11 protein-coding genes and 1 pseudogene are annotated in these 13317 nt (G+C 69.3%); 4 read left to right on the forward strand and 8 right to left on the reverse strand.

Features of this window, described 5'->3' with window-relative positions:
* Nucleotides 1-124 precede the first annotated feature (124 nt).
* Complete coding sequence (locus tag ABKA17_RS43090; protein WP_353697887.1) at nt 125-652, reverse strand: S1 RNA-binding domain-containing protein; 528 nt, start codon at nt 650-652, stop codon at nt 125-127.
* A gap of 64 nt (nt 653-716) precedes the next feature.
* Entirely contained in the window at nt 717-1010 is a 294-nt protein-coding gene (locus tag ABKA17_RS43095) for a hypothetical protein (protein WP_353697888.1), read from the reverse strand.
* A gap of 96 nt (nt 1011-1106) precedes the next feature.
* Between ABKA17_RS43095 and ABKA17_RS43100 the strand changes: the two genes are divergently transcribed.
* Nucleotides 1107-1346, forward strand: coding sequence for a hypothetical protein (locus ABKA17_RS43100; RefSeq protein WP_353697889.1), 240 nt, complete (start codon nt 1107-1109; stop codon nt 1344-1346).
* Nucleotides 1347-1379: 33 nt separating this feature from the next.
* Nucleotides 1380-1817: pseudogene (locus tag ABKA17_RS43105) on the forward strand (MmyB family transcriptional regulator); the annotation flags it as partial.
* 93 nt (nt 1818-1910) lie between these two features.
* Here the strand turns inward: ABKA17_RS43105 and ABKA17_RS43110 are convergent.
* The 4 genes from ABKA17_RS43110 to hisD form a co-directional block, all read right to left on the reverse strand.
* Nucleotides 1911-3698, reverse strand: a complete 1788-nt coding sequence (locus ABKA17_RS43110; protein WP_353697890.1) for a thiamine pyrophosphate-binding protein — start codon at nt 3696-3698, stop codon at nt 1911-1913.
* Nucleotides 3699-3734: 36 nt separating this feature from the next.
* Nucleotides 3735-4403 carry a ThuA domain-containing protein gene (locus ABKA17_RS43115; RefSeq protein ID WP_353697891.1) on the reverse strand — a complete coding sequence of 223 codons (669 nt, stop codon included), beginning with the start codon at nt 4401-4403 and terminating at the stop codon, nt 3735-3737.
* Nucleotides 4400-6010 carry an APC family permease gene (locus ABKA17_RS43120; RefSeq protein WP_353697892.1) on the reverse strand — a complete coding sequence of 537 codons (1611 nt, stop codon included), beginning with the start codon at nt 6008-6010 and terminating at the stop codon, nt 4400-4402. The genes ABKA17_RS43115 and ABKA17_RS43120 overlap by 4 nt, the downstream gene beginning before the upstream one ends.
* A 95-nt stretch (nt 6011-6105) precedes the next feature.
* Nucleotides 6106-7431 (reverse strand): histidinol dehydrogenase, encoded by a 1326-nt coding sequence (hisD, locus tag ABKA17_RS43125; protein ID WP_353697893.1) that lies wholly within the window; start codon nt 7429-7431, stop codon nt 6106-6108.
* Between the two features lie 82 nt (nt 7432-7513).
* Here hisD and ABKA17_RS43130 point away from each other — a divergent pair, with 82 nt between their 5' ends.
* Nucleotides 7514-9166 (forward strand): PucR family transcriptional regulator, encoded by a 1653-nt coding sequence (locus ABKA17_RS43130; RefSeq protein WP_353697894.1) that lies wholly within the window; start codon nt 7514-7516, stop codon nt 9164-9166.
* Nucleotides 9167-9186: 20 nt separating this feature from the next.
* Here the strand turns inward: ABKA17_RS43130 and ABKA17_RS43135 are convergent, their stop codons facing one another.
* A complete protein-coding gene (locus ABKA17_RS43135; RefSeq protein WP_353697895.1) occupies nt 9187-10773 on the reverse strand; it encodes a GMC oxidoreductase in 1587 nt (528 codons plus the stop codon).
* Nucleotides 10774-10945: 172 nt separating this feature from the next.
* On the opposite strand from ABKA17_RS43135, the gene ABKA17_RS43140 reads away from it, so the two are divergent.
* A complete protein-coding gene (locus ABKA17_RS43140; RefSeq protein ID WP_353697896.1) occupies nt 10946-12526 on the forward strand; it encodes a GMC family oxidoreductase in 1581 nt (526 codons plus the stop codon).
* A gap of 16 nt (nt 12527-12542) precedes the next feature.
* Here ABKA17_RS43140 and ABKA17_RS43145 read toward each other — a convergent pair whose 3' ends face one another.
* Complete coding sequence (locus ABKA17_RS43145; protein ID WP_353697897.1) at nt 12543-13304, reverse strand: DeoR/GlpR family DNA-binding transcription regulator; 762 nt, start codon at nt 13302-13304, stop codon at nt 12543-12545.
* Nucleotides 13305-13317: the final 13 nt, after the last annotated feature.

Below are 13317 nucleotides of genomic sequence, written 5' to 3' on the forward strand. Positions count from 1 at the left end.
GTCCGCCTCACGACCTGTTTCGACGGCTGAGCCCTGCACCGCGGTGGCCGCATGCCGCATGCTCAGGCTGCCGTCCATCCGCCCAGCAGCTCGCCGACCTCGCGGCGGCGCCGGGTCGCTGCGGTCAGCGCACGTCGCGCAGCAGTAGCTTGACGCGGCGCCTGTCCAGGTTGATCTCGGCGACCTCGACCACCAGCACATCCCCGACAGCAAAAGACTGGTCGTCACCCTCCCCCTGAGGCAGCTCCGAGGTCGGCAGCAGCCCTTCGACGTGGTCGTGGACACGAACGAAGACCCCGACCGAGGCGACCTTGGTCACCCTGCCCGAAACCACATGTCCAAGATGCGTCCGGGCGAACTCGCGGAACGGATCATCCCGCAGAGACTTCAAGGAAACGGTGAGCCAGTCCCGATCGGCGTCCACGTCCAGGACCGTGACGGTCACGTCCTGTCCCACGCGCAGCACCTGGTCCAGCGGCACCTCGCGACGCTTCCAGGACACCTCAGGGGTACGCAGCAGCCCGTCGAACCCGCCAAGATCGACGAGGGCATCGACATCACTGACCGAAGAGACCGTTCCTCTGCGGACCTGCCCCTTCTCGAGCGTTCTCAGAAACGCCTTGCGAGCCTCACCCGCGGAAACATCCGCCACCCCACCACCCCCTCATCAAGGATCACGCTCTCATGCCCCTGCCCCCAGGACCTTGTCGTTTTCCTCAGGCGTTCCGTGGGGACGCGGCAACGGTGACCTGTGCTGTCCATGACCCGGGATCCAGAGGCGGATCCCAGGTCACGTCGACGTCGACTTCGTGGAAGTCGTGTGCGAGCCCCACCACCATGGAGGCCACGGCGGCCTGGGCCTCGGCTGGGTCGGCGTTGGCCGGCACGTCGGCAAGACGCCCGCAAAGCATCGCGCCTTCCCCGGTGAGGACACTGTGACGCCAGCCTTCCGGCGTCGCCAGCAGGGCAATGCTCTTCGGCATGCCGAAGGAAGGCCGTCTCTTCTGCACGCGCTCTCGTCCCACCACGGAGCTATCCAACCTCGTCGGGTTCCTGGCGGTTCACGCGGGCGGAAGTTTGCTACGGCGGGGTTCGGTGCCGCCCTTGTGACGGACTGGTCGGACGTATGCCTCACCGGTGGCGAGGACCAGCCGACGCCCTGGTTCCACGCGGACCGTGTGACGTTGCATCGGTTGGCCCGGGAACACGGCGAGGGCAAGCACTTGTGCCAGGCGGTCACCGCACCGCCGGAGCGCACGGTGTGCCCTGGCTTGCGGGCACTCCTGCAGAGTCTGGAGCCCGAGCCGGCCGTCCTGCTCGACCGGATGGGAGACATCGTCGCCTGAACACAGGACTACGAGCGGTATGCCCGTCCCCTCGGCCTGCTCGACGGGGACCCTCCCAACATGGTGCGGTACCTGTTCACCGACGACCGCTCCCGCGCCGCCTTCCCGGGGTGGGACCGGCTGGCCGACGAGCAGGTCGCCCATCTGCGCAACGAGTCCTCGCTGCACGACCCTCATGTCGCCGTCCTGGCCGACGAGTTGACGGCGGCGGGGGAGCCGTTCAGCGACCGGCTGACCTTCGCTGGGGGATCCAGCGCTCTCGCCCCTGCCGCCTGGCCCGTACCCGTGCGGATCTGCGCAGTCTCGGCCATCAGGGTGTGCAGGAGGGGCCCGGATCGGCGTGCGAGCAATCGAAGGCTTTTCCACTCCCGGCAGACCACGGCCGACTACGCGTACGGTCGGCCCGATCCGTCAACGGCACTACCCGCCGTCGGCCGCCCGCCGACAGAAGCCGACTGCAGCCATCCGTAGGGCCTGGGGACTTCGTTGGCTCTGACAGAACCTGCCCGTGCGGCCGGGTCTCGGCTGCACGGGCGGTCATCTGCGGGCGGGCGCGGGGCCGTCTCAGAGGTGCTGTTCGGTGGCGCGGGTGCGGTGGTACTCGTCCTGGCGTTCGTCGGTGATGTACGCCGGGATCGGGAAGTCCCACCAGCCGGGGACCCAGGGGCCCGCGGCGTCGCGGTCCGTGGGGACCTCGATCACGGCGGGGGCCCCGGACTGGACCGCCTTGCGCAGCGTCGGCTCCAGGGACGCGGAGTCGTTGACCTTCCACGACTCGATCCCGAAGGCTCGGCCCATGGCCGCGAAGTCGGGGCTGTACGGCGAGCCGTCGGGGTGGGAGAACTCGGTGCCGATGTGCCGCGAGGTCTGCTTGCGCTGCCCGCCGCGGATCGACATGTAGCCCGCGTTGTTCTGGACCACGAAGATCACCGGTGCGCCGGCGGTGACGCTCAGGGCGATCTCCTGGGAGGTCATCAGGAAGTCGCCGTCGCCGAGGACGCACACCACCGGGCTGTCCGGCCGGGCCAGCTTGGCGCCGACGGCCGCCGGGATCGCCCAGCCCATGGAGGAGAAGCCACCGGAGGTGAGGTGAGTGCGCGGGGAGTAGACGGGGAAGGTCTGCTTCACCGCTCCCTGGGTGTTGCCCGAACCGGCGACGATGATCGCGTCGCGCGGGAGCACGTTGCGCAGGGCGCCGAGCGGGCGCTGCGAGGTGAACGGGAAGCGGTCGCTGTCGCGGCGGCCGGCGAGCTTCTCCTCCCAGTCCTGCTTGAGGCGGGCGAGTTCGGCGAGGTACTCGGAGCGGTCGACGCCCTTGGCGGGCAGGGAGTCGACGATGGCGGCCACGGCGCGCTGCGCGTCCGCGACGATGCCCACCTCGGCGGGATAGTTCTTGCCGATCTCGTGGGGGTCGATGTCGATGTGGATGAGCTTCGCGGGCGGGATGGAGAAGCTGATGCCCTTGGCGTAGCTGGAGGCGGACCAGTCCGTGAAGCGGCAGCCGACCGAGATGACGACGTCGGCGGAGCTCGCGATCGCGTTGCCGGTCATCGTGCCGGTCTGGCCGACGCTGCCGGCGAACAGCTCGTGGTCCTCGGGGAAGGCGCTCTTGCCGTTCCACGTGGTGACGACCGGGATCTGCCACCGCTCGGCGAGAGCGAGGACCTGGTCGGACGCCTCGGACGTGATCGCCCCGCCGCCGACCACGATGACCGGCCGGGTGGCCGCCCGCAGCACGTCGACCGCGCGGTCGACGGCCTCCGGGTCGGGGTGCTGGCGGCCGACCGGGATACGACGCTCCAGGTCGTGGAGTTCGACGTTCGCCGCCTCGGCCTGTACGTCCATGGGGACTTCGAGGTGTACCGGGCCGGGGCGGCCGGTCAGCATGGAGTTGAAACAGCGGTGCAGGACGAAGGGGAGCTCCTCGACCCGGGTGACGACCCAGTGCCGTTTGCTGACGGCCTCGGCCACCTTGGGGAAGTCGTTCGCCGTGTAGCGGTCGAGTTCCTGCAGCAGTCCGTGGCCGCGCATGTGGGTCGGCGGGCCGCCCGTGACGACGAGGACGCTGGTGGAGTCGGTGAACGCGGTGCCCATGCCGATGACGGTGTTGCTCGCGCCCGCGCCGATGGAGGTCACCGCGGCCTGCGGGCGGCCGGTGACGCGGTAGTAGCCGTCGGCGAGGTGGACGGCGCTCTGCTCGTGGAACGTCTGGATGAAGGGGATCCTGGACTCGTCGTCGAGGAAGGCGTCGGTCAGTGACCAGATGCCGTGGCCGGGGATGCCGGCGACGACGTCGACCCCGTAGTTGCGCAGGGTCCGCGCGACGATCTGGCCTCCGGTGAGGACGGGCATGGTGGGTTTCCGATCAGCTCGGGTCGGACGGTGGGGTCAGGCGTTCTGACGGGCGGCCCAGGCGAAGCCCTGGGTGCACAGGCGGGTGACGTCCGGGTTCTGGAGGTCGTCGAGGTCATGGCCGACCGCGCTGTAGAAGACGCGGCCCTCGCCCCAGCTGCGGGTCCACGCCTGAGGGATGGTCTTTCCCTCCAGCCAGGGCAGGTGTTCGCCGGTGAAGGTGGACTCGGCCAGGACGTGGTTGTTGGGGTCGACGGACATGTAGTACTGCTCCGAGGCGACCCGGAAGTCCTTCACTCCGGCGGTGATCGGGTGACCGGTGTCCGTGAGGGTGACCTCGTAGGGGTACTTCACGCCTTCGCCGGCGGGGTGTTCGAGGAAGCTGCCGCCGAGCAGCCAGTGGTATTTGAGGCTGGTGCGGAACGCGGCGGCCGCGCCGTGCCAGGCGGCGATCCCGGTGCCGTTCTCCACCGCCCCCAGCAGGTTCGACTCCTGGGCGGCGGTCAGCCCCTCGGACAGCAGGGCGTTGTTCCAGTTGAGCGCGATGAGGTCGTAGCCGGTGAGGTCGGCGTCGAGGGAGAAGATGTCGTTGGTCTCGTCGACGTCGAACCCGAGGTTCTTGAAGATCGGGAGGGCCCATTCCTCGGCCACCTGGTAAGGCTTGTGCCCCGGCCAGCCTCCGTACAGATACAGAACGCGAGTCATGCGGTGCTCCCTGAGGTCGTACGGGCAAGGGCTTCGGCGCGGCTGCGCAGGCGCTCGGCCACCTCTATGGCGTCACCCTCCGGCGCGGTGGACTTGCGCTCCGGCTTCGCGGTCAACAGGTAGACCAGACCCGCGGCCGAGACGACGAGGAACCCGATGAGTGCGATCCACCGGTCCACGAAGGGGGTTGCGGAGTCGCCGGTGGGCCAGGCGAGGAGAACCATCCCGAGCACGCCGTAGGTCAGGGCCGCCACGGTCACCGGGAAGCCCCAGCGGCCCAGCGTCCAGGCTCCGGCGGGGCGCCAGCCCTTCATGCGCATCCGCAGCGCGGCCAGTACGACCATCATGAAGGCCGCGTATCCGGCCAGCATCTGGAACGCAGCGATCTTGGTGAGGGAGTCGGGCGAGTAGTAGACGAACACGAAGAGCAGCAGCGGCAGGACGTTCACGGCCAGCAGCGCGTTCAAGGGGACGCGGTGCTTGCGGGTGATCTGCGAGAAGACGCGGGAGCCCGGGAACATGTCGTCGCGGGCGAAGGAGAAGACGATCCGGCTGGCGGCGGCCTGCTGGCTCATCACACCCGCGATGAAGGACGTCATGATCACCGTGAGCACTGCCTTGGTGCCGACGGTGCCGACCGAGCTCTGGAGGATCGAGGGGATCGGGTTGGTGTCCTTGCCGGAGAGGATCGAGGCGAGGTCGGGAGCCGCGAGTGCGTAACCGACGAAGGCGAAGAGCGCGGCCACCCCGCCGACGGCGACGGTCAGCTGCATGGCCCGCGGGATGCTGCGGGAGGGGTTGGGAACCTCTTCCGCGATCTCGCCGCACGCCTCGAAGCCGTAGAAGAGGAAGAGCCCGACGAGGGAGGCGGCGATGAAGGCCATGACGTAGTTGTCGTGGGTGGAGCTGCTGGTCTCGAAGAAGATCGAGACGGAGTTGTGCCGTTCGAAGATCAGCAGGTAGAAGCCCACGAGGACGATGCCGATCAGTTCCGCGGCGAGTCCGATCTTCGAGATCAGAGCCAGCGTCCTGGTGCCGAAGCAGTTGCAGATCAGGCAGACGACGGTCACGGCGATCGCGATCCACAGGCGCTGGGCGGGAGTGGAGCTGATGGCGGGTTCGGCGGCGGTTCCGGCGAAGAGGCTGGCCGCGAAGTCCGAGCTGAACAGTGCGGTACTGGTGATGCCGATGGTGATGCAACAGATGTATGTCCAGGCGTTGAACCAGGCATAGCGGCCGTTCCACAGTCGTCTGACCCACTGGTAGAGGCCGCCCGCGAGCGGGAACTGCGAGACGACCTCACCGAAGACCAGTGCGACCAGGAACTGCCCGGCCCCGACGATGCCGATCCAGAAGATGGACGGTCCGCCGGCGGTCGCCAGACCGACCGCGAACAGGGCCACGACACCCACGAGGGGCGAGAGGTACACGAAGCCCAGGGCGAAGTTCCCCCACAGGCTGACCTTGCGGTCGAATTTCTGCTCGTAGCCGAGTACGGCGAGCATTTCCGCGTCCGCGGCCGAGGAGACAGGGCTCTGGGCCCCGCCTGAGCGGCCTACGGGGGTGGATGTGGGCGCCGTGTGCGCCTCGTTGTCCGTAGCTGACATGACGATCTCCGTGAGTTGAGGGGGACGTGCTCCTTGTCGAACGGCTGCCGGGTTGCTTCAGTGGTCCGGCATAAGTCGCGATCCGTCATCGCGGATCAGCTCTGCTCGAAGGTGTGGTCGGTCCAGTTCAGCTGGGCCGATCCGTACCGCGCGGCGCGGACGTCGCCGGAGCGCGCGTGTCCCTCGAAGTTCTCGATGCGTGAGGCCCTGCCGCAGATCTCGCCGAGCCGGGCACTGGACCCGGCGTCCCTGATCTCCTGGTAGGTCATGGTCTTGAGGTACTTGCCGACCCAGAGACCGCCGGTGTAGCGGGCCGCCCCCAGGGTGGGCAGCACGTGGTTGGTGCCGATCACCTTGTCTCCGTACGCGACGCAGGTCTTGTCCCCGAGGAACAGTGCGCCGTAGTTGCGCATGCGGTGCAGCGCCTCGCGGGGCTGGGCCGTGAGGATCTGGACGTGCTCGCTGGCGTACTCGTCGGCGAGTGCGTAGGCGCTGTCCAGGGTGGGGACCACGATCACCTCGCCGTGGTCGCGCCAGGCAGGACCGGCGACCCCGCCGGTGGGCAGGCCGGGCAGGAGCTTGTCCACCCAGGCGATGGTCTGCCTGCCCACCTCCTCGGAGGTGGTGATGAGGACGGCTGGTGAGTCGGGTCCGTGCTCGGCCTGGGACAGCAGGTCCGTGGCCACCACGAACGGGTCCGCGGTCTCGTCGGCGACGATCAGCACCTCCGTCGGTCCGGCGAAGAGGTCGATCCCGACCTCGCCGAAGAGCTGGCGCTTGGCCTCAGCCACGTAGGCGTTGCCGGGCCCGGCGAGCATGTCGACCGCGTCGATCGTCTCGGTGCCCAGCGCTAGGGCGGCCACCGCCTGGACGCCGCCCATGACGTAGATCTCGTCGGCCCCGGCCAGGTGCATCGCGGCGATGCTGACGGGCGGCGGGGCGCCCCGGTCCGGCGGGGTCGTGGCGGCGACCCTTCCGACACCTGCGACCTTGGCCGTCAGGACGGTCATGTGGGCCGACGCGGTGAGGGGGTAGCGGCCGCCGGGGACATAGGCGCCGGCCGCGCCGATGGGGATGTTGCGCTGTCCCAGGAACACTCCGGGCAGCGTCTCCACCTCGAAGTCGGTGAGGGAGTCACGCTGCGCCTGGGCGAACCCGCGGACCTGCTTCTGGACGAAGCGCAGGTCGTCGAGGACTGTCTCGGGGACGCCGGAGACGACGGAGGCGATCTGGTCGGGACCGAGCCGGTAGGACTCCGGCCCCCAGTTGTCGAACTTCTGCGACCAGCGGCGCACGGCGGCGTCGCCGTTGGCCCGTACGTCGGCGATCACGTCCGCGACGGTCTCGACGATTTCCGGACGGCTGGTCCGTGCCGTCTTCACGGCGACAGGAGCCTTGATGGTCTTGTGTTGAGCTGACACTCTGCACTCCTTGCAGGGGTCGTGCGCTGCGGGCTTGCCCTGAAGTCTGGGGAAACACGGAGGGGGACGACAGGCACAGTGTGTGCAATATTGGCTGCCGAACCTGCACACACCGAGGTGGTCGCTCATCGCTGAAGTCCTGACGGTTCGCGCCGCCCTGGAACTGGAGGTGTTCACGCGCACGACCGTGCGTGTGTACGCCGGGGAGAGAAATCTCGACCGTCCCGTGCGCTGGGTGCACACCGGCGAGATCCCGGACATCCACCGCTTTCTCACGGGTCAGGAGATGCTGCTGACCGCCGGTCTCGGTATGGGCGCGACACCGCTCGAGCAACGGGCCTTCATCCGACGGCTCGCGGACGCCCACGCGGCCGTCCTCGTCATCGAACTGGCCGGGCGTGTGTTCGACTCCATGCCGGAGGCCGTGATCGAGGAGGCCGAGGAGGTCGGCCTGCCCCTGGTAGGACTCGCCGACGAGATCCCCTTCGTCGAGACCTCGGCCCAGGTCCACGAAATCCTGGTCGGGATGCGCGTCAAGCAGCTGATCGCCGAGGAGGCCACCAGCCAGGCGTTCATGGACCTGCTCCTGGCGGACGAGGACTACGTCGGCGTGGTCAGGGAACTGGCCCGCCGCACCGGGCACCCGGTGGTGCTGGAGGACGTCACTCATCAGATGCTGGCGTACGGGGGCGCGACACCGGAGGCCGACCGGGTCGTGGACGAGTGGACCGCGCACTCGCGGGCGATCCACGAACGCCATCCTTCGCTCCTGGCGCAGGACGCCGGCGTCCCCACCGCCCCGGCGGCCTCGTTCCGCGAGGTCGCGCCATGCGCCCGCCAGCCCGTGGTGCTCCGCGGCGAGTCATGGGGCTGGCTGCACCTGCTGCACGGCGGCCGGCGGCCGAGCCCGCCCGAACTGCGCACCCTGGAGCGGGCCGCCGCGGCCGTGGCGATCTCGCTGCTCAGCGAGCGGGAGAGCGGCGCCCGTGCCTCCCAGCGCCAGACGGCACTGCTCAACCGGCTGCTTCTCGGCGACATCACCGGAGAGCGGTTCGTCACCCTCAGCCTCGCCCTCGGTCAGGACCTACGCGGACGGGACCTGATCGTCGTCACGGCCTGGGCCGGGGGCGACGAGGCCACCAAGGACCACCTCCTCGCCCGCCTGCTGCAGGAGGTCGGCTGGCCCGCCGTCGTCGGCGACACCGGAGACTTCGACGTGGCGGTGGTGGGCCTGCCCGCCCGCGCCGACGCCACCCATGTGCAGACCCTGCTGACCGATCACGGGACACGGGCCGGCATCAGCCGGATCGTGGAGCCGACTGCCCTTCCGCTGGCTCTGCGTCAGAGCCGCAGCGCGGCCTCCGTCGCGGCCGCGGCGTCGACCACGGAGGTGCGTCATTTCGACGATCTGGGAGCGCTGCGCCTTCTCGTCGCGCTCTCCGAGGGCCCCGAGCTCAGACGGTACGTCGAGGACGAACTCGGTCCGCTCCTGGAGCACGACGCGCTGGTGAAGAACCCGCTGCTGCCCACGCTCCGCACGTTCCTCGACTGCGGTGGCAACAAGGCACGGGCGGCGGAGGAACTCTTCATCCAGCGACGCACCCTCTACCACCGCCTCGACAAGCTCTCCGAGATCCTCGGCCTCGATCTCACACAGGTCAGCAACCAGCAGCGGCTGCAACTGGCCGTGCGCGGGCATGACTTGCTGCGCAAGCCGACGCTGCGGCGGACCTGACCGCCCTCGCCGGCACAGCGTCAGCCCTTCGTGGCCCTGGCGAGGGACGGGGCGATCCGCAGGGCGTTCGCACCGATCGTCAACGCCGGGTTGAGCGCCGCCGAGGACGGGAAGAACGACGCGTCGGTCACCCAGAGGTTGTCGACGTCATGACTGCGGCACATGGGATCGAGCACGCTCTCCGACGGGTCGTGGCCCGCCACGGCCGTGCCGCACATGTGGGAGTTGGTCTCGATGCCCATGCGCTGGGTGAAGATCAGCGGATAGCCGGCCTTGCGAACCGCCCGGGTCACCCGGCGCACGAGTTCGTGGTGGGGCGCGAGGTTGGTCGGCGTCCAGTCGATGAGGATCCGGTCGCCGTCCACGCGGACCCGGTTGTCCCGGGACGGGAGGTCCTCGGTCGTCAGGTAGATGTCGAGGCTCCTGGCCGCCATGAGCTTCAGGGCCCACGTCGGTGCCCACGGACGCGCGGGCTTGAGCATGGGTGCCTGCAGCTTGCCCAGCATCTGGAGGTTCCCGAGCGGGAAGCGCGTTCCTGGGCCGGCTTCGTAGAAGTCGTTCAGGCCGAGCGTCTTCTGCCACTGTGTGGGATTGGTCCGCAGCGGGTTGACCCCGACGAAGAAGGTGCTGTTGTGGACCATGTAGTTGCGGCCCAGCAGTCCTGACGAGTTGCCGAGGCCCTGAGGGTGGTGTGCGTCGTCGGCCGAACGGAGCAGCAGCGCGGCCGAGTTGACGGCACCTCCGGCCAGGGCGAAGGACTTGGCGTTGATACGGATGATGCGGCCCTCGTGCCGTGCCTCGGCGGCGACGACCTTCCGGCCGTCGGGCGAGGTGATCAGGCGGGTGACCTCCGCACCGGTGAGGATCCTGACGCCGTCGCTCAGCGCGGGGAGCAGGAGCCGGTTCTCGGCGTCGGACTTCATGCCCGTCTCGTCCGGACAGCCGTCGGCGGTCGTCACGGCGGCGCGGTCGGCCTGCGTGCTGATGTTCAGGGCGTTCGGTGTGTGGAACGGGTGCAGGCCCTGCCCGCGCAGCGACCGGGCGAACCGCTCGATCTCCGGTTCGTGCTGGAGCGCCGGATACGGGTAGGGCTTGGAGCGGGGCGGCTCGGTCGGGTCCTCGCCGGTCTGCCCGTGCACCTGGAGCAGCTGCTCCATGGCGCTGTAGAAGGGCTCCAGGTCGTCGTACTCGAAGGGCCAGGCGCGCGAGACACCCTCGTGGTGTTGCACCTCGGTGAAGTCGCTGCGCCGGAAACGGGGCAGCATGGCGCCGTAGAAACGGGTGTTTCCGCCCACCCAGTAATAGACACCCGGTGCGAACGCCTTGCCGGTACTGCCGTCGTACCAATAGCCCGCGTTCTTGTACCGGCCCTTGAGATACATCTCGGCCGGCTGCGAGTTCTCGGGTTCACGTGGAAGGAAGTGGCCCCGCTCCACGACGAGTACGTCGAGACCGGAGTCCTTCAGCGCCCAGGCCAGCGAGGATCCGCCCATGCCGGAGCCGATGATCAGCACATCGGTGCTGATCTCCTCGGCGGATCCGGCTGGAACGAGGGCATCGGGCCGGAGCTCCGGGGGTGTGTAGTCATGACGGACCGGGTCGGACATGAGTCGGGGTCTCCTCTTTTCCACGGTATTTCGAAGAGAGCCTAAGCAGCGGCCCGAATACGGCACATGCACGGAATGGGTAAAGACTGCCGACCGAGTTGCTCACTTCGTGCATGTGCCGAGCATGTCCCGCGTCCCTAGCCTCTTCCGAGGACCAGCTTCTGGAGGCGAAATGGGCAGGGAATCGTACGACTACGTCGTCGTCGGGGCCGGATCGGCCGGCTGTGCGGTGGCGGCCCGGCTGTCCGAGGATCCGGAGGTCACGGTCGCGTTGATCGAGGCGGGGCCGCCGGCCCGGGGCCGCCTCTTCGAGATCCCCGCACTGTTCTCGCAGCAGCTGAAGACAGCGTACGACTGGGACTTCGAGACGGAACCCGAGCCGCAGCTCGGCGGGCGCCGCGCCTACCTGCCCCGCGGCCGGGCGATCGGCGGCACCAGCTCGATGAACACCATGCTGTACGTGCGCGGGCACCGCTACGACTACGACACATGGGAGCGGCTCGGCAACCCGGGCTGGGGGTACGACGACGTCCTGCCGTTCTTCAAGAAGTCCGAGGACAACGAGCGCGGGGCCGACGGCTTCCACGGCGTCGGCGGCCCTCTCACCGTCAGTGACCCCCGCTCCGTCCACCCGCTGCTGACAGCATGGGTCGAGGCCGCTCAGGACGCGGGGTACAAGCACAACCCGGACTTCAACGGAGCCGATCAGGAGGGCGTGGGCTACCACCAGGTCACGCAGCGGGGCGGCCTGAGGTGCAGCAGCGCGATCGCGTTCCTGGAGCCGGCCGCGGGCCGTCCGAACCTCTCCGTGCTTCCCTCGACGACCGCCCTGCGCCTGAGCTTCGACGGCTCGCGGGCAGCCGGACTGGAGGTCGACCACCTCGGAACCGTCCGGACCATCCATGTCGACCGCGAGATCGTGCTGTCCCTCGGGGCCTACAACTCGCCCCACCTGCTCCTGCAGTCCGGTGTAGGGCCGGCCGATGAACTGACCGCGGGCGGGATCACCCCGCTGCACGACCTGCCGGACGTCGGCAGGAACATGCAGGACCACACCGGGTGCTTCATCAGCTTCTTCAGCGACACCGAGCCACTCCTGGGACCGGACACCTCGGCGGAGGAGCAGCTGCTGCGCGGGCAGGGCACCGGCCCGATGGCCTGGAACGAGACCGGTGGCTTCTTCAGCTCCAGCGACGACGTCCCCGCCCCGGACATCCAGGTCCACGCCGCTCTGGGGATCGTCCGCGACGAGGGTCTCGCCGCGCCGCTGGAGCCGGGAATGTCGTTCGGGCCCTACGTGGCGCGGCCCGCGAGCCGCGGCTCGGTGCGGCTGCGGCACTCCCACCCGTACGCCAAGCCGCGCATCTTCCACAACTACCTCGACGACCCCGACGACCGCCGACGCCTGCGCGAGGGTGTCCGCCTGTGCATGCGCATCGCCCGTGAACAGCGGCTGACGTCCCTGCTGCAGTCGGACCTGCGCGGTGCCGCGGAGGCCGGACTCGCCCCGCTGTCGGACAGCGACCGGGACATCGACGACTTCATCCGCACCCAGTCGTTCTCCTTCTACCACCCGTCGGGGACCTGCATGATGGGCAAGGTCGTGGACCATGAACTGCGGGTGCGCGGGCTGGAGAACGTCCGTGTGGCGGACACGTCGATCATGCCGACCCTCGTCACCGGGAACACCAACGCCCCAGCCATCATGATCGGCGAGAGGGCCGCCTCGTTCATCCGTGCGTCAACGGGCTGACGTCCGGGGCGCAACGTCACACGGTCCGGACGACGGTTCCGCCGGCTTCGAGCGCGGTGACCTCGCCGGCGGCCGCAGAGGCGTCGGTGACCAGGGTGTGCACCAAAGCGGCGGGGCCGACGTGGGCGTAGGCGGTGTGGCCGAGCTTGCTGCCGTCGGCGGCGGCGATGACGCGGCGGGAGGAGGCGATGCCCGCCTTCTTCACCGCGGCGTCGTCCAGGTCGTAGGCGGTCAGGCCGTCGGCCGCGGTCAGTCCGCAGCAGCCGACGACGGCCGTGTCGAAGCGCAGGGCGGCCAGAGAGGCGAGGGTGAGGGGGCCGGTGAGGGCTCCTTCCGCGGCGCGGGGCTGGCCGCCGGGCACGACCAGGGTGGCCGGGCCGGGTGCCTCGCCGAGCAGGTGGATGGCCTGCAGGGACAAGGGCATCACGGTGACGGGCCGCTCGCGCAGGAGCCGGGCGACCTCCAGACAGGTGGTGCCGCTGTCCAGCAGGACGCTCTCACCGTCGGCGATGAGCGCGGAGATCTCGGCGGCGATCCGGCGTTTGGCGTCGACCGCCTCGTGGGCGCGCAACCCGAAGGGGGGCTCCTCGCCCCGGAGCAGCAGGGTGCGTGCCCCACCGCGGACGCGTTCGAGGACACCCTGGGCGGCGAGGGAGTCGAGGTCGCGCCGGATGGTCATCTCCGAGGCGCCGGTCAGCTCCGCGAGTTCCTGGACCGTGGCACCCCCGGAGTCCCTGACCACCTTCGCGATCAGCCCGTGCCGGTCTGCGTTGTTCATACCGCGATTGAAC

The organism is Streptomyces sp. RG80 (assembly GCF_040446465.1).
Classification (GTDB): Bacteria; Actinomycetota; Actinomycetes; order Streptomycetales; family Streptomycetaceae; genus Streptomyces.